Raw genomic sequence first — 17,426 nt, forward strand, 5'->3', positions numbered from 1 at the left:
TAGCCAAAGGATAGGAAATACTAAAATTTTTAGTATTCCACTAGCGCGCCATAAGTCTCAGCATCATCGTATCTGCCATGGCCTTATGCATTTTGATTGCTGGCAGATGTTTGTTGGCATAATCCCTAAGCTGCTGGCGATTAGCATTGGTAGCTGCGTTTTCAAAAAGCGCTATTGTCTTAATGTGATCTGCTATCTGACCTTTAATGTAGGTAGTATCAAACATTTCAGGAGTCATCCTGCTCATCTGCTGTCGCATTACAAAATGCAGACTATCGGGTGCTTCCGGAACATCCACATCCCATCCGTCTGCGATGCCTTTCAATTCAGCCTGCGCCTTAGAATGATCTTCCTGCATATGCCTGCCATACATTTTAACGCCGCCGTCATTGGAAAGGGAATCGGCTACTTTGCCCATATCTCCTTCTGCCCAGTTACCATGGGATGCCTTCATCATGAAGTCCTGGTCTTCTCTTGTCACCATTGGATTGTCCATATCGTCGTCATCATCAGAACAACCAGCAAAAACGCACGCGAATGTTACCAGGCCTGCGGCCAGGAAATGTTTAAGATTTGTCATAAGAACAGATAATTGTGATTAGTGAATGAATTATGCTTCCTTTCGGGACACCGGGAAACAGCCAGACGGAGCTTCCGGTATCAACGCTATAAATGATCCGTGGAAATGTAGTCTAATAGAAAAAATCAGATAAGTTGAAGATGCGGACGGATCTTGATGTCAACGACATCACAGCGTTTTGGCTGTGAGACGATGTAAAGTATGGCAGCGGCAATATCTTCGGCAGTCAGCATTTCGAGGTTCTTTTCTTTTTCCCGCTGGTCTTCCGGACTTACAGGTTGCATATCTGTACCAACAGCGCCCGGCTCTATCAGTGATACCTTAATACCCAGTTCATTTACTTCTTTTCGCAGACTTTCTGAAAATCCTTGAATACCTGATTTTGTAGCCACATAAACAGAGCTGTCCTTCTCACGCACGTCGGCGCTCATGGAGCCTACATTAACAATGTGACCTTCTTTGTACTTTTTCATACGCGACAGTGCTTCGTGCGTACAAGCGATGTATCCCAGCAGATTGGTATTGATCACCTTCTGCCAGTCCTGGTAAGAACCACTCTGTACGCCCTGGAATGCCAGCGCTGCGTTGTTAATGAAGATATCCAGTTTATCGAACTGTTTGTCAACAGCACTAAAGAGACGCGCAATGCCTTCTTCTGTAGCCAGGTCGGCTGTCAGGCCAGTCAGGCTTCCTTCCAGTTCTTCGTGCACAACACTATTCATTGTGTCTGACAGATGGGCCGGATCTTCTCCTATTACCAACACATTGGCGCCCTGACCTGCAAGCAGTATAGCAGTGGTTCTGCCTATACCTGTTGTGCCGCCTGTAATAATCACTGATTTGCCGCTAATATCCTGCGGCAGATAAGTACTGTATTCACTTTTTGTCTGTTGCATTTTACAATGGTTTTATTGCCATGTAATCATCACCTGCTGATCGCCGTTAAGAATATTGTTTCCAGAATGATCAGCCTGTATTTCCTGATTTCCTGCGTAAACTTTTAATATGGGTTCACTACTATCGTATTAAACTATGACATGCATGTTATACCTACCTACTTTAGCATGTAAACAAATAACGTTCCCGCAGATGTACGCTACCCTTTACAGCTCGCACTATGGGAAGTGCTGACAAGTGTTTACAGTACTGTTGGTGATGATACACACAATTAAAGCTATGCCAGCCAGCACAACAGCCATTATATGTTTAGTGCAACAAACACAGCATGTGTTGACTCCTTATCCTGTGCTACTTGAAATGCTTTATTGATTTCTTCAAGTGGGAAGCTATGGGTGATCATCTTTTTAGCATTCAGCTGCCCTTTTGCAAGGAGGTCAAGACAAATCTGCATCTCCGGATAAATATCCCGGTAAGCATAGCTGGCACTGGGTACCAGCTGAATCTCCGACATCTGGATATGCTGCCATTCCAGTCCGATGTTAGTGACGCCAGGATCAAAGCCACCAACAATTACTACTTTGCCGCGAATCCTGGAAAAGGATACTGCCTGAGGCAATGTGGTAGGGATGGACGGACCGCCAGCACATTCAAACACAATATCAGCGCCTCTGCCGAGCGTAAATTCCTTCACCTGCTGATAACTGTCTTCTTTCGACGAATTGATAACCATATCTGCACCCAGTTCACGGGCAAGTTCAAGAGAAGCATCTACCACATCGGTAACAATCACATCCGCACCGGCAAGCTTTGCCAGTTGCAATTGTCCTAGTCCGATCGGGCCTGCGCCAATAATGGCTACCTTGTCATTAAGCTGTAGTTTACTTAACTGTAACGCATGATGACACACAGAGAACGTGTCTAATAACGTCGCTTCTTCAAAGCTGACATGGTCGGGAAGTTTATAGAATTTTCGGGAGGGGCCGGCTACGAACTGAGCGAAAGCCTGAGAGAGTGTTTTCATCCTGACCTCATACAGGTGCGGACAAAGATTATATTGCTGTACTTTACACCATTCACAGGTGTCGTCGCCTAGCAGGGTTTCAATAACTACGCGATCCCCGGGTTGCAGGTGTTTCACATCCTCACCTGTTGCTACGATCTCTCCGGCAAGCTCATGTCCCATAATCTTGCCTGTTAGCGCCTCTTCTGCTTTGTTCCAGTGCCGGAGATCTGTGCCGCATATACCTGCTACTCTCACCCTGGCTATTACCCAGTCTGGTTGTAAGATAGCAGGAACATCTACATTTTGCAGGTCAAATTTTCCGTCAGCAGTTTTCACTGCTGCTTTCATGTTAGTTTCCATAGTGCATTACGCTTTACAGCAACAACTGCAAATACGAAACCACTATAATAGCAAACTTCTTTAGCGGCCTATCTCATCAATATTACCTTTTATATAGGCAACCAGTAACTGGTCTATGTTTTCGTCGCACTCTGCATATGCAGCATCCAGCTCTCTCCACTCAGCTACTGCATTATCTGTCAGCTGTTCCATCTGTACCCGCCTTTCTTTCATGTCTTTTGCAATGCTGGTAGCAGGAAAGTGACTCACTGCACGCGTCAGTAATTCACCCGCTTTTTCAGCTTTAATAATCTTGCAGGCATCAAGTATTTCATAAACGTAATTACCAGAGCTGGCATAAAAGAACTGACGGAATCCACCATTTTTGACCTGTCCGTCGAAAATGTCCATAAAAAGAAAATTACGTTCAGGGGCAGTCAGGGAGGAAAAGCTTTTATCTGCAGGCTCGGTTTTGTCCCAGATCAATTCGCTAAGTTTCAGAACGATGTCAGAGTCTGAGGATAGTAATAAGGCTTTTCGAACTTTACTCATATGGTGCCATGTTATGGTCCCAGATAATTTGAGGGCTGCATAGGGCATGATCATCAACTAACTACATTGCAATCAATGCGATATGGCGCTTTTATCTGTAACCCAGTTTTGTACGGTTTATTAAAGTCTGGCATCCCTGTCGGTTACCGGCATTGTCGGAAAAGGCAGGGATATCAGCGCTAAAAATACATATGTCCGGGAAATAAAAAAGGGTATATCTCTTTGATATGCCCTTTTTTATATCATAAAATCGAAGTATGGCAGCTGCCTGAGAAAATCACCGCTTCAGCAGCCAGCTCGTATCCTCAATAAGCCACTATGGCCAATCAAGGGTTCTTATTGTCGGATAGTGCTTCCAGTTCCCGGAATACGCCCAGCAGAGAGCGCCCCTTGTCTGTCAGCAGGTACTCAATATGCAACGGCTTCTGGCGAATCACTAACTTCTCCAGCATCAGTTCCTCTACCAGCTCATTCAACGCTACCGAAAGCGACTGTTTGTTAGCGCCTGGTATCTGCCGCAACAGGTTGCTGAAGCGCAATGGGCCTTCTACCGCCAGACGGAATATCTGCGGCTTCCACTTCCCTGAGAGTAACTTTAGCAGTTTCTCAGCATCACATTCCGGCTGACATTTTATATCCTTGTTAGTGGTCATGTTTTTCTGACTTATTGTTCAGGCAAATTCCTCACAGCAAATTTGCATTAAAATATTGACAATGCTCAGTGGTCAGATACTTACTCACCGGAAAGAGATAATTGGAAGTTCCTATCACCGGCTCATGTGGGTACTTACTGCCGTATATGCCTTGTTTACAATTACGTGTCAAGCTCAAAATCAGCAAATGAAAACAATGAATCCGCTCTTATGCGATCCGGAGAACGGCATATGTGAAATGCCAGGTAGTAATAGTGAAGCGACCTTCGCAACGACGGTTATCGAAAACAAACCACTTAAGATCATATACTTCACCGATCCTATCTGTTCCAGTTGCTGGGGCATAGAGCCTCAGCTACGGAAGCTGAAAATGGAATACGGCCAATACATAGAGATTGAATATAGAATGGGCGGGCTGCTGCCTGACTGGAGTTACAATAGCGGTGGTATCAGCAAACCTTCAGATGTGGCCCATCACTGGGATGAGGTAAGCCACCACTACCAGATGCCTATAGATGGCGATGTATGGCTGGAAGACCCGCTTTCTTCTTCCTATCCCCCTTCTATTGCTTTCAAGGCCGCCCAGATACAGGATGAACAGCTGGCTGTACGCTTCCTGAGAAAGATCCGGGAAATGGTGTTCCTGGAAAAGAAGAATATTACCCGGTGGGAGCACCTGCGCCATGCCGCCGCCGCTACCGGACTGGATACCAATCGCCTGAAAACAGACTACGAAACAATAGCGGTTACCCGGTTTCAGGAAGATCTGGCTATCAGCCGCCAATACGGAGTAAGAGGATTCCCAACCATGTTTGTTACTGATAATAAGGGCAACCGCGACATGGTGTATGGGTCCAAACCTTATGCAGTATTTGAAACCAGCATCCGGAAATTATTACCCGACGCCGTTAAGAAACAGATCGATTCCGGCTGGCAAGCACTATTCCTTCAGTTCCGTACACTGACCACCCGGGAATTTGCAGAACTGAGTGGTAATAGTATGCAGCAGAGTGAAATCATCCTGGAGCAATTATGCCAACAGCAGCATCTTGAAAAGTTCAGTAGTAAGAATGGTCCGTTATGGATATGCAAAAGCTGACCACCGGCCCTGTTATGTAATGTGCGAAAATTTCACCATCTTGTTGTTTATCAGTGAACAATTAAGAACTCCCATTACATGAATGCGCAGGTAACAAGACGACATTTTATCGGACTTATAGGCATGAGCGGATTAGGGCTCGTGGCAAAAGGCAGCGCATATGCCGCTGTCCGCTCTCTTACCGGCCAGCCACCGCTGGATGCCAGTATTGAAATTGACTTCGAGCATCCGGAAGGAACAGTTGACGATGGCATTTATGGCCAATTTATAGAACACCTGGGCAGGGCCATTAACGGCGGTATATTCGATGAAGGATCTCCGTTATCAGATACTGCCGGCATCAGACAGGATGTGCTGCAAAAAGTACAAGGCCTGCAGCCTAGCATACTTCGATATCCCGGTGGTACCTTTACGAAGATCTATCATTGGATGGATGGTATCGGCCCACGCCACGAACGTCGCAGCCGTCCTAACCTGATATGGGGAGGCGTGGAAGATAACCACTTCGGTACCGACGAAGCTATCGCCTACGCACGCCTCCTGAAAGCGGATGCTTATTTCGCAGTCAATATGGGAAGTGGCACCGCTGAAGAAGCAGGCAACTGGGTAGAGTACTGTAATGGCACCCAGGATACCTATTATGCCAATTTAAGGCGGAAAAACGGGCATGCCGACCCTTTTAAGGTCAAGTATTGGGGAATAGGGAATGAGGAGGCTGCCGGCCCTGATATAGGCCGTCTGCAGGATGTAAAAGAGTTTGTAAAGGAAGCCTGGTTGTATACCAAGGCAATTAAGTTGCAGGACAGAGAAGCAAAGCTCATCTTGTGCGGCGCAGATGATGCCTGGAACGACTATGTGCTAAAAGAAATGGGCCCTGTATGCGATTATATATCCATGCACCACTATGTCAGCTCTGACAAACAAAAGCCCGCTTCCCTCTTCCCACAGGTAGATAGTATGGAACAACTGATACTTACACTGAAAGGTAAAATACAGACTCACACGCAGGAAAAGGTGACAGACTTCAGCAAATGGTTCCGCTTTCCGCCCAGAAACAATGCTGTAAAAATCTCTATTGACGAATTAGGCATATGGGAGCCTGGAGGCAGCGGCGCTTACGAACTGGAAGAATATTATACATGGGACCATGCGCTGGGTACCGCCACGTTTTATAACATTATGATCAGGCAGTCCGCTGTAGTCGGTATGGCTACCTGGGCACAGACCGTCAACGTACTGGCTCCGATTATGACCAGCAAAACGGCTTCCATCTGTCAGACCATCTACTACCCTATGCAGTTCTACCGGCAGCATGCAGGCAATGTCAGTTTGAAAACAGCGGTCAACACCCCCAACCTGCAGGTACCTGGGTCGAAAGATGCCAAGGCACTGGACATTGCAGTGACCAGGCATGACAGTGATGGTAGCCTGGTGGTATTTGGCGTGAACCGGCATCCTGCACTGGCAGTAAAAACAGACCTACGAAGTATAGACGCTAAAAAGTATAAACCGGTGGCCGTATTTGAGCTCAATGCTACAGCTATTGATGCAATGAATACCTTGTCCCATCCCGATAAGAATGTGGTGACCTCCACAGAGAAAAAGCTGTCTGGTGCCTTAAATGACTACACATTTCCGGCGCATTCCATTACCGCCATCAAATACCGGTATATCGGCAAATAGTCATTACCATACTGGAGAAGGCCGCTGTATACAGCGACCTTCTTGCTCTTGACTCCGGCCATGCTTTTCCGGCCTGTACCTGCGCTATTCACTCAGAAAATCAATGCCGTCTTTTACAAACTTGTCTGCCAGCTGGAAGAGGGCTGCATGTCCCGCATCAGTATACACCATCAGCCGTGCATTGGGCAAATATTCCGACATGTTAATTGCATTGATAACGGGTACTGGCTTATCTTCCTTTCCCTGAATCAACAGAACAGGTACTTTCACTGCCGCAAGTTCTTTCAGCGCATCGGGAGAAGGCTGTGCCCACGCCAATACTGCCGTAAGCTGTGCTACACTACTCTCATTGCTCAGCGGAAGATCCCTATCCTGCTGACGAAGCAATATTCGTTGAAAGGCTGCTTTACCTGCGCTTCTACTCTCATCCGAAGCGGTGAATCCGAAGTATAAAAACTGCGCTTCCGGGTCCAGTCCCTGCCCACCTGCAATGATATCGGGCAAGCGTGATAATCCTTCACTTCCCTTTGGTCCAACGCCGGTAAGCACCATCTTATTGATCAGTTCAGGCGCTGTGAGCGCGATCTGCTGTGCAATGAAAGATCCCATAGAAAATCCTACCAGGTTGACCCTCTCATACCCCAGGGCTTTAATAAAGGTAATAGCGCCTTTTGCCATATCCGCAATAGTCGCAGGCGTTTTCCCCGTAGACGCACCTACCCCCTGGTTATCAAAAAGGATCACCTTGTATTTGCGGGAAAAACCATCTGTTACTGCGGGGTCCCAGTCGTCCATAGCGCTTCCCAGCGGAGAAAGCATCACGACCGGTATACCTGGCTGACTGCCCAATACCCGATACGCATATTTTGTATCCCCCGCTACCACAAACTGCGTTGTAGCATGCTGATGATCATCTACTATAGCTGGATCTTTTCCAGGGTCTTCTTTTTTACTGCATGCGGCAAAACCGAGTGTAAGCATCGTAAGTAATGCCAGCATTGTCATGGAGGCCATTCGTATTTTACTTGTCATGTTCGTGTGTTTTAAGTATTCGTTTGTATGATTGACAATTCAAAAGTACCCGCAGGTGGCAAGACCGGCAATGGAGAAGTACGGCAGGTGGACGAAACGAATTACTAAGTGGACATTTAGGAAGGGAAAAGTTTATTGGATATCTTTGCGCAACGATACACACGCCGGTATGGTCACCTGTATACTATCCCTATTCAATGACAACCAACTAATAACATGATGTAACGATGGGACTTGATATGTATCATTTCAAACTTACCAACAAGCAGGAGGCCTCAGACGGCGACTATTATACGGTAGAAAGCCTTACCAGTTTTCCCGGGATACTTGAACCTAACAGGCATCTGATCACTGATAACACCGTGCCTGATACCCATTTCAGGATACTAATCTTTGCAAATGAGCAGGACCTGCGCTTATACAGCCGCTATGGGAAAACCGGAACAAGCGAGCAATTATTGGTCAACAACCCAGAAAATATTGCCACGGATATTCGTAATATAGAACAACAATATCAGCTGGATGCTGCTGACTGCCTCTCTTTTGACCGTGAGTTATTGTATAAACCTACCAATGAAAAATTTAAGCATCTGCAGGTAACTGAAAGAAGTTACACCACCAGCTATAAAACCTATCAGGTTATTTTCCATACTACCGCCGGGTATCAGCGTAAAGGCGTCAAGCTACTCTTCTACGAGGACTTCATCAATAATGCTATGCTTTTCAAAAAAGAAGAAGTAGCCGAGGTATTACCTTATCTGGACGGTAATGATCCTGAAGCCTACCGCCGGTGCGTTGAGAACTTCCAGCAGCACTTTATTGATAATTTTGAGGAAGGAAAAAGTATCTTTTATATCAGCTGGTAAGCGTAGAAGACAACCTTGGACCGCCACAACTACACTAATCAGGCAACCCATCCGACGCGACAGCTGGATAGACTATCCGGGCTGTTCATACACGGTGCCGGCGACTGCGCATCATTAATTGCTGGCCTATACAACGTTTACAAACTTTTATGTTGAGGCTTGCCAGTTTTATTTTGTGTTGGTGATTATTAGCGGCATCCCCCACTTTCGACATGATCTTTTTGCATGTCAAACGTCATTGGTTAACAAATATAAATAGGGTGTTATTTTTTTGATAGTGCCTTCAGCTGATGGAAGAGGCTTTCCATCTGCGCATGTTCATTCACCTTACCTGGATGCTCCTTTATGTCATTCCTGACATAGTTGATCCTGTTTTTGGTAAGTGGATGGGTACTGATAAATTCAGGCACCCTTGTATCCTTACTAAGCTTCTGCAGTATCTCCATCAGTTGCAGCATACCTTGCTGATCGATATGGTTACGACGCATCGTCTGCATTCCTACAATATCCGCCTGTTCTTCATATTTACGGGAATATGTCAGACCATACAGGGCATTTGCGTTCGTAACTAATGCGCTGGTAAGGCTGCCGCTATTGGTAAGTATAAGACTTAACACAACAGCAGAACTCATATCCCGGCATACGCCACGTACTGAGTGACGGCAGGTGACGTGGGCTACTTCGTGAGACAGCAATGCTGCCAGTTCCTCCTTTTGCTGAAGCTTTTCCAGCAAACCTGTATATACAAAGATGTATCCTCCGGGAAGCGCATAGGCGTTTTCTATATCGCCCGGCACCACTGTAAAGGTCAACGAATCCGGTGAATCCCACTGCATCTGCGCAGCAAACTTTGTCAGCAGTTCACTGGCAACGGTATCTTTATCTTCATTCATACTCCGCATGGCGGTCATTCCAAGTTCTTTGTCAAAAGAACGGGGCAATCGATCAACCACTTTGTCTGCACACCAAGGCAGGACAATAAAATGCGCCAGCAAGGCCAGACCGATGATAATGACCATCGCAGCAATACCCAACTGGACGCCACTATGGAGTATCAGTCCGTGAAGACCGATACTCCGCGTGCGTTTGTATTGACCAAGGAACATTTTTATAAACTCAGGGTCAGTGATTTCCAGTGAACCACCGTCTTCCGTATTATTAACAATACGCATGAAACGACTGTTATTCACTTCGATGTTAATCTCTGTGAATAACCAGTGATACCTGTGCGAGGGCATACCGTCCTGCACTTTGTCAAACTGCAGACTTTCATCAAAGATCCGCACCATGACCTTGTGAGCAGCTGCTACCTGATGGTTATAAAATGTTCCTTTAAACATAGTCAGATTAGATAACGTTGATGTCCAGCAGATCAGCCATATCTTCGCCCATTGCATCTCTGTATTCTTCTTCTGTCTGAGCCAGCTGAGACAGTTCAATATCGCCTTCAATCTCAACATGAGACATCAGGAATGACATTGTACGTGTTTCAACCCATGCAAAAGCAAGACCCAAGGTAAACACCAGGAGAATAGCATTTACGATCAGCAGTCCGGCAAACTCAGTTCCTTCTGCTGTAGAACGTAAACGGAAGGATTTACCTTCATGCTCCAGAGACAGATTGTCAACCAGGTAACGGTACTGGTCAGCCTGCCACCAGAAAGAGTAGATACCCAGCGTCAGGAAAGTCAATATAAAACCTTTCAGGTTCAGGGCGAAATACTCCCCACCACGGCCTTCATATTTAAATTCACCACTACCGAAACGGATCTTGCTCAGTACATAGTTACGCATGTTGATTGCCATCCAGGAGCTGTAGATACCCAGGGTAACCACTGTCAGCGCAAAGCTACCCAGGAAGATTCCGGACAACTCTTTCCTGTCGCCACGGTAACCAAAGCGGATACCTCTCCAGGATGTTCTGGACCAATGGTAACGGTTAGAGCTATGAATAGCGAATGGCACCACCAGCGCTACAACGGCAAGTGTCAGGAACGGGGTAATAATACCAAGTCCTATTTTGTCAAGCAGGTAACGTGCACCGAAGAATGCTGCTAATACGGCCAGCGTTTTCAGAAAGCCTTTGAACATTTCATTCCCCGTACCATGCCATGCAAAACGGGAGCCATCCAGTTCTGTGGAAGAATAAACGTACTGCAGCTTCTTAGCCTTTGCCCATGGATAATAAAATCCAAGTGTTACAGTGGTCAGGAGCGCGTTTACCAGTAAAATGCCGAAATAAGTACCGCCATCGCCGTTATAAGTTAGTGCCGGACGATGACTTACAAAGCCCGAAGGGCTGTGCTGTTGTTGCATGTGTCGTAGGGATTAAAGGGTATAGGTTAAAGAATAAGGACAAATATATTAATTTTTTATCATTTTATAACAACTGCATTTACTTCCAGTCATCAAAATACTTTACCATTGTGAATGAAGGAGTTAGGCCGAAAACAAGTATATTCATACAATGAAACCATCCTTGTTACTACTCCATGGTGCCATTGGCGCATCCCGTCAGTTACAACCACTTGCTGCACAACTGACTTCACACTATGATGTACATCTTTTTGATTTTCCTGGCCATGGTGGTACCCCCTTCTCCCATCAGCCATTTTCCATCGCGGTATTCGCCGAGGCGACACTGGAATACATTCGCAGGCACCAGTTGCAGGAACTAACCATTTTTGGCTACAGTATGGGTGGCTATGTTGCGCTCTATCTTGCCCGGCAATATCCAAAACTGATAGGCCGGGTCATTACCCTCGGTACAAAGTTTCATTGGGATGAGATAACAGCTACCAGGGAGGTCAAGATGCTGGACGCAGACACCATTTTGCAGAAAGTTCCGGCCTTCGCCGAAAACCTTTCCCGCCTGCATGCACCTAATGACTGGAAAACCATCCTGCAGCAAACTGCCGGCATGCTCCAGTCCATGGGTCAGGATAATCCCCTTAAACCGGCGCATTACAAAGAGATTGAAACACCGGTACTCATTATGCTGGGCGACCGCGATAAAATGGTCTCATTTGAGGAGACAATTGCTGCCTATAAAGGCTTACCGGATGCAAGGCTGGCTATTCTGCCAGGTACCCCGCATCCGATTGAACAGGTAGATGCTTTGTTATTATCTTTCTTCCTGGCCCCCGTAGTTGTCAGCGTAACTGCCTGAACACCGTAATCAGGACTTGCCGAATTGTAAGACAAATGTGTCTTCCAGCTTCGCATCAATGGGCGCATCCGGCTGCGGACTATGCGGTACCGCATAATACCTGCCTGTTAATGTCAGCCCCTCGCTTGTTTTCTGTATTGCTACTTTCAGGAAACCGTGTTTATCGTCGCAATAGCTATCCAGACTCACAAACGGGAACAGTGGATAGTCATTGGTGAACCTGCTATCCTCCAAAGAAGCGATCGGATGTAACTCGTCATAGCCGCCACCGCCGGCAACAATAAAACAGACTGATTTGCCGTCCGGATATTTCCTGCTCAGCCGCTGATAGTTATGCACGTGGCCGCTGAAAACGATATCCGGACGGATACCTGTTTCCTCGAAAACGGCCTCCAATAGTGTGATCATCGGCAAACTGGAACCATGATTGATATCGGCTGAATACGGTGCATGATGTATACAGATAATCAGCGCTTTATCAGGCCGCTCACTATCCGCAGCTATTAACTCTCCTTTCAGCCACTCCCGCTGTTCCTCGGTAACAACGCCAAATTTCGGCACGTTACTATGCATCCCGATGATGTTGGCAAGCGGTGCCTTCAATGTCCAGTAAACATTCGGCTGAATCATACTTTTGCGCTCAGCACCACCGCTGAATGGTACCGCCTGACGTGTAGTATCGCAGAATACTGCCATAAACGGTTCCAGGGTATTATAGGCTACCGGTGAATCCGGATTTACATCGCTATCGTGATTGCCTGCGATGGCAAAGACAGGCCCTGGATACTGTTGGTAGGGTCCGAAAAATTGCCGCTGGTACTGCGACGCCTCTCCATGGTTATATACCACATCTCCCAGGTGATAGAGGAACTGCGGCCGCTCATCAGGCGCTGCCAGCTGAAACTGCTCCACCATCTGCCCTACTACCTCCCGCTGGAAATCCGGACTACGCATACTGCCCGTATCCCCCACCAGATGAAATACCATACTGTCGTCACGCAGGTCCGGCAGTACGTCTTTCAGTGATAAACGGTAAGGATAGCTGCCGCTGGGTTTCGGTAATTCACGGAATTTATAAGAATCATCCGGTTGGTCTTTCTTTAGCACAGGTGTGTTATATCTCATGACAATTTTCTCTGGTCCGGGATAAAGATATAACCAAATTCAACTGGTAGGTAGTCTCTAGTCTACAAATCCATCGGCCTTCAACTGATTTAATATTGCGATAACTCCCGGTGCCTGCGCTTCCTGGCGGGAATAATCATCCGAAGAAAAAAAATGAATAGCCCCTATTTCTGCCGCTGGCCGGGGTGTTACATCCCGGTGCAGCCAGTAACAATCCTGTTCCATGATGACACCTTGCTGTTCACCAAATGCGGGCGCAGAAATATGTGTGTAGTATTCCAATTCGTCAGCTGTTACCTCCACATTTAATTCTTCTGCTATCTCCCGGCACAATGCTTCCTTCTCTGTTTCTCCCTCATCTACCTTTCCGCCGGGCAGATAAAAACATTGTTTATTCCTGCTATATGCCAATAACAATTTTTTGTCTCTTACGATAAGAAGTCCAACCGTTTTTAATGCCGTCATTGTTTGCTATAATTAATACCTGTATCAAATTGCTCGTCCGCCTGAAAATCATTTCAGCTATTGTTGATACCATTTACCAACCTCTCACTGTGTACTTATTGTCAACGGAAATGTATGGCGCCCAAGATAGCGTACATTTTTTTTATAGCAGATAAGATTTATGACTGCAAATAGAGATATCAGCAGATTATTGACTACCTGAGCCAGGGAACAGGAGCATTTCCACTGATAGTTCAGCATCAACACACCGCATCATTCCTTATTGAAGCAATACGCTGGTAAAGTATCACAAAGTAATCATCAGCAAGGATCGCTACACATTCGTGGATGTATATGCCAGGTCGTACACAGTAAGATCATACCTGAAGCTTTTAATATGGAACTATGGATACGGTGATGCTCACAACATTAACGTATCAATGTAAGCGCACCCTTTAGTGTCAGCACTTTATCTTCCTGTCCGAAGAAGCTGTAATTAACAATATAAACATAAGTACCGGAGGGTTGCAATACGTTTGCATAACGACCATCCCAATGAGTCAACGTACTATTAGAGGTAAACATCTGTTGTCCCCAGCGATTGAATATACGCACATTGTAAGTAGCTACGCCACGGGATTTAACAACAAAGAGATCATTCACGCCGTCGCCGTTCGGCGTAAAGGCGGTAGGTACATACACAGAATTGTTGAAAGTTACATTGATGGTCACATAGTCTGTCTTCAGACAATTTTTACCTGTTACAGTTGTAACCGTATAGGTCGTGGTTTCCTGCGGAATAGCGATAGGATTTGCACAATCTGTGCAACTAAGTCCTGATACAGGAGACCAGGTATAATCAACTGCATTCAGCGCATGCAACTGGACCGACTGTCCGATATTAATGGAAGTGTCATTATTAGTGATATATACCGGCGGTAGCGTCAGATTATCCAGCATAATCACTTCTTCCGCTCGACAATTACGCTGATCTGTCACGACCAGTTGATAGGTACCCGCTACTAAATTGCTGGTATCCTGATCGCCGGGAATGCCGTTCCAGGCGTATCTGTATGGAGGTATACCCCCACTGACAGTTGCGGCAATCTGGCCGTCTGACGCACTACAGTGTTCGTCCGCCTTCGTATAAGCCAATGTTAACACAGGAGGAGTTGTAATGGTAACGGGTATATCTATTTTACAGGAAGCGTTCCTGACACTTACAATATAATCGCCAGCAGCCAGGTTATTAAAAGAAGGACTTGCCTGATAGTTACGGCCATTCAGGGCATATTGAAGGGGTGCAACACCTTCCGTAACGGTAACATTGATAGTGCCGTCGGCAATTCCTCCGCAACTGGGTGGTACTGCAGCAGCCGTAGCTGCCAGCATCTTAGTCGCATCTCTTTTCACCTCTGCAATCCTTGATACGGAGCAACCCGAATTATCTTCCACCCTGATTGTATACATTCCTGCCATCAGGTTGTCAAATACGTTGTTGTTACCGTTACTGGTCCCTCCGATGTGATAGGTATAAGGAGGTGTGCCTCCGGTAATATTTACCTGTACCCGGCCCTGCGGAGTATTACAGGTAATATCAGTAATACTGACTGTCATGTTCAGTACCTGCGATACCGCTACGTTTACATTGTCAGTCGCCGTACAACCTCCATTGCTGACAGTCACCTGGTAGTTGCCGGGCGCATTAGCCGAGATGGTGCGCGTGCGGGCCCCTGTATTCCACAGATAACTACTGAAACCAGGACCTGCATCCAGTTCAGCGGAAGTTCCTTCACAAAGGGTCCTGTCGGGCCCCAGATTGACCGTAGGAGGATTCAGTACCACCACTGTTTTGCAGTAGGTGGTTTGCGTAGCCGAAGACTCGTTCATGAGCAGGTTGATATTATAAATACCTGGCTGACCGTAAGAAATATCCGGCGGATTGCGTAGCGAGGAGGAGGCAATACTTGAAGAATTACAACTATTGAAAACAAACCGTGACAGCCTGTGTCCGGTAGCATTTGTAATAAAAGCATACAGGTCGTTTCCTTCCCTGAAGATGGTTGAAATAGAGTGGGGAAAGCTAAAGCCGCCGCCCGAGTTAATCTGCGTTGAAGTGAAATTGCTGGTGATCCCTCCGGAGAAATCAATCCGGATCAGGTCAGATGCACCAGCGCTTACCACGAGGCCAAAGATCTTACCACAATCTCTGATGATAGAAAGGTCTCTGGGCTTACTGATGACGCCACCGCCACCGCCTAGATTTACACCTGTAGGCGTATTTGTCAGAGAATTTCCAAAATCCAGCCGGGATATGCTATTAGATGTTTCATTCGTTACAAACACGTACCAATTACCGTTTTCCTGGGTGGCAAAGATACCCGTTGGATGACTGAGGTCGCCCACATTTCCAAGGTTCACGGCTGTAGGGGTATTAGACACAGAATTACCGAAATTAAAGCGGGTGATGCTATTGCTAAGTAGATTGACAGTAAAGCCATACCAGTTACCGCCTTCCTGGGTGATATACAGATCATGCGGATAGTCCATGTTACCAAGATTGCCCCAGTTCACCGAGACAGGCGGTGCGTTCGCCAGACTGTTTCCGAAACTGATGCGTACAATGCGTGGCGCTATCTCGCTGGTTCCCCCAACTATTATGACATGCCATCCGTTGAAATCCTGTACTACCTGCACTCCTTCCGTATGATTGGGGATCAATCCGCCCATGCTACCCAGGTTATCAACGATGGGTGTATTGAGGTAACTGGTACCGAAACTATATCTGACCAGCTCTCCTATATTATTGGTAATAAATGCGTAATAATTAGCGCCATCTTTAGCCATGGCGAGGAAAGTAGGTGTACGCAACGCACCACCGATGTTAGTCAGGTTAGTGACAGCCGGAGTACTGAACAGACTGCCCGAACAGAAATTCCAGAAATAAGTGGAGCCCCCGGTAGAATTATTTTGTATTTTGAACGTCTGATTTACGCACACAGTATCTGGCGTCGTAAAACTCGCGGTTTGGGCGGTTATACGACAACAGAGCAGGGTAAACGATACCAACATAGGCAGAACGCGGGATCTCATGGTAGATTTTGTGCGTGGTTATCTTAATGAATGATGGGTGAAGTTAAATAAAATAGTCGTTTCTAAACCACGATATCTATGCAAAAGGACTACATACTGGAAATGATTGAAGAACTGGGTCGGGCGTTACGGGCGGTCATCAGTATGAAAAAAACTGAGCCTTTTAAGGCACTTGAGAGCATCCGGACAGTATTTACGGCAACTAAGTTTAAGTCCAAGGAACAATTTGATCAGTTGACTGTCAATGACCTGGAAGCCTATATTAAAGAGAAGGAGATTGGTCTTCAGACATTGGACACCGTTACAGATTTGTTGTTTGAAGAAGCTGATATGCTGATGGACGCGGGCAACTATGAACCTTTAGGCCGGCTGACCGCCAAACTGGATTTTCTTCTGGCTTATCTGTCTAAAAGGGAGAACGAGTTAAAAATTGTGTCTCTTAAACGGGGCGGCCAGCGGAACCGGCTACAGTTTTTGCTGGAGGGTCTTCGTTAAACCATACACGACATACTACCGACTGACGTTTTATTGGCATATTTTCACCCTATACTCCGGACGAACAAAGGACGAACTAGCGGCGAAGAAGCGACGAACTAGCGACGAAGACGTGATGATGTGAAAATAGTATCAGTAGATATACAGGATAGCAGCAGCAGGTGATGTGTGCAGCAGCGCATTGAGACTGCAACGCATTAGCGATGAATACCTAATGATCTCAAAATAGGGCAAACGATAGAACTAAATAGCAGAAACCGCTATTGTATGTAGTAACCCACCAAAGTTACAATTCGTTAGCAACCGAGGCCAAATGATCTGAAAATAGGGCAAGCGATAAAGCAAAATAGCAGAAACCGCCATGGTATGTAGTAACACAGCAAAGCTACAATT

General features: G+C 46.3%; 16 protein-coding genes. 5 read left to right on the plus strand and 11 right to left on the minus strand.

The features are described 5' to 3' along the window. Positions 1–40 precede the first annotated feature (40 nt). The 5 genes from K1Y79_RS00970 to K1Y79_RS00990 form a co-directional block, all read right to left on the minus strand. A complete protein-coding gene (locus tag K1Y79_RS00970; RefSeq protein ID WP_220248124.1) occupies positions 41–580 on the minus strand; it encodes a DUF4142 domain-containing protein in 540 nt (179 codons plus the stop codon). A gap of 125 nt (positions 581–705) precedes the next feature. After that, on the minus strand, positions 706–1,476 hold the full coding sequence (locus tag K1Y79_RS00975) for an SDR family oxidoreductase (RefSeq protein WP_220248125.1): 771 nt from the start codon (positions 1,474–1,476) through the stop codon (positions 706–708). Positions 1,477–1,778: 302 nt separating this feature from the next. Further along, the gene (locus K1Y79_RS00980; protein WP_220248126.1) at positions 1,779–2,843 is read right to left on the minus strand and encodes a zinc-dependent alcohol dehydrogenase; all 1,065 of its coding nucleotides are present in this window, start codon (positions 2,841–2,843) and stop codon (positions 1,779–1,781) included. 60 nt (positions 2,844–2,903) lie between these two features. Next, positions 2,904–3,374: a DMP19 family protein gene (locus tag K1Y79_RS00985; protein WP_220248127.1), complete on the minus strand. Its 471-nt coding sequence runs from the start codon at positions 3,372–3,374 to the stop codon at positions 2,904–2,906. A 326-nt stretch (positions 3,375–3,700) separates the two neighbouring features. Next, the gene (locus K1Y79_RS00990; RefSeq protein WP_220248128.1) at positions 3,701–4,027 is read right to left on the minus strand and encodes a winged helix-turn-helix transcriptional regulator; all 327 of its coding nucleotides are present in this window, start codon (positions 4,025–4,027) and stop codon (positions 3,701–3,703) included. 187 nt (positions 4,028–4,214) lie between these two features. On the opposite strand from K1Y79_RS00990, the gene K1Y79_RS00995 reads away from it, so the two are divergent. Continuing rightward, a complete protein-coding gene (locus K1Y79_RS00995) occupies positions 4,215–5,126 on the plus strand; it encodes a ClpXP adapter SpxH family protein (protein WP_220248129.1) in 912 nt (303 codons plus the stop codon). A 78-nt stretch (positions 5,127–5,204) separates the two neighbouring features. Beyond that, a complete protein-coding gene (locus K1Y79_RS01000; RefSeq protein WP_220248130.1) occupies positions 5,205–6,809 on the plus strand; it encodes an alpha-N-arabinofuranosidase in 1,605 nt (534 codons plus the stop codon). Positions 6,810–6,893: 84 nt separating this feature from the next. Here K1Y79_RS01000 and K1Y79_RS01005 read toward each other — a convergent pair whose 3' ends face one another. Continuing rightward, complete coding sequence (locus K1Y79_RS01005; RefSeq protein ID WP_220248131.1) at positions 6,894–7,841, minus strand: alpha/beta fold hydrolase; 948 nt, start codon at positions 7,839–7,841, stop codon at positions 6,894–6,896. A 227-nt stretch (positions 7,842–8,068) separates the two neighbouring features. On the opposite strand from K1Y79_RS01005, the gene K1Y79_RS01010 reads away from it, so the two are divergent. Beyond that, positions 8,069–8,707, plus strand: a complete 639-nt coding sequence (locus K1Y79_RS01010) for a hypothetical protein (protein ID WP_220248132.1) — start codon at positions 8,069–8,071, stop codon at positions 8,705–8,707. Between the two features lie 263 nt (positions 8,708–8,970). Here the strand turns inward: K1Y79_RS01010 and K1Y79_RS01015 are convergent, their stop codons facing one another. Beyond that, positions 8,971–10,167, minus strand: a complete 1,197-nt coding sequence (locus tag K1Y79_RS01015) for a M48 family metallopeptidase (protein ID WP_220248133.1) — start codon at positions 10,165–10,167, stop codon at positions 8,971–8,973. After that, entirely contained in the window at positions 10,055–11,023 is a 969-nt protein-coding gene (locus K1Y79_RS01020; protein ID WP_220248134.1) for a YjgN family protein, read from the minus strand. Before K1Y79_RS01020 ends, K1Y79_RS01015 begins: the two co-directional genes overlap by 113 nt. 151 nt (positions 11,024–11,174) lie before the next feature. On the opposite strand from K1Y79_RS01020, the gene K1Y79_RS01025 reads away from it, so the two are divergent. Continuing rightward, entirely contained in the window at positions 11,175–11,876 is a 702-nt protein-coding gene (locus K1Y79_RS01025; RefSeq protein ID WP_220248135.1) for an alpha/beta fold hydrolase, read from the plus strand. A gap of 9 nt (positions 11,877–11,885) precedes the next feature. On the opposite strand, the gene K1Y79_RS01030 is transcribed toward K1Y79_RS01025, so the two are convergent. From K1Y79_RS01030 to K1Y79_RS01040, 3 genes are all read right to left on the minus strand, one after another. After that, positions 11,886–13,001 carry a metallophosphoesterase family protein gene (locus K1Y79_RS01030; RefSeq protein ID WP_220248136.1) on the minus strand — a complete coding sequence of 372 codons (1,116 nt, stop codon included), beginning with the start codon at positions 12,999–13,001 and terminating at the stop codon, positions 11,886–11,888. Positions 13,002–13,058: 57 nt separating this feature from the next. Next, complete coding sequence (locus K1Y79_RS01035) at positions 13,059–13,466, minus strand: NUDIX hydrolase (protein WP_220248137.1); 408 nt, start codon at positions 13,464–13,466, stop codon at positions 13,059–13,061. A gap of 408 nt (positions 13,467–13,874) precedes the next feature. Continuing rightward, on the minus strand, positions 13,875–16,538 hold the full coding sequence (locus tag K1Y79_RS01040; protein ID WP_220248138.1) for a T9SS type B sorting domain-containing protein: 2,664 nt from the start codon (positions 16,536–16,538) through the stop codon (positions 13,875–13,877). Positions 16,539–16,616: 78 nt separating this feature from the next. Here K1Y79_RS01040 and K1Y79_RS01045 point away from each other — a divergent pair, with 78 nt between their 5' ends. Then, positions 16,617–17,033, plus strand: coding sequence for a hypothetical protein (locus K1Y79_RS01045; protein ID WP_220248139.1), 417 nt, complete (start codon positions 16,617–16,619; stop codon positions 17,031–17,033). The last annotated feature ends 393 nt before the right edge of the window (positions 17,034–17,426 follow it).

It is taken from the genome of Chitinophaga rhizophila, from assembly GCF_019492185.1.
GTDB classification, from domain to species: domain Bacteria; phylum Bacteroidota; class Bacteroidia; order Chitinophagales; family Chitinophagaceae; genus Chitinophaga; species Chitinophaga rhizophila.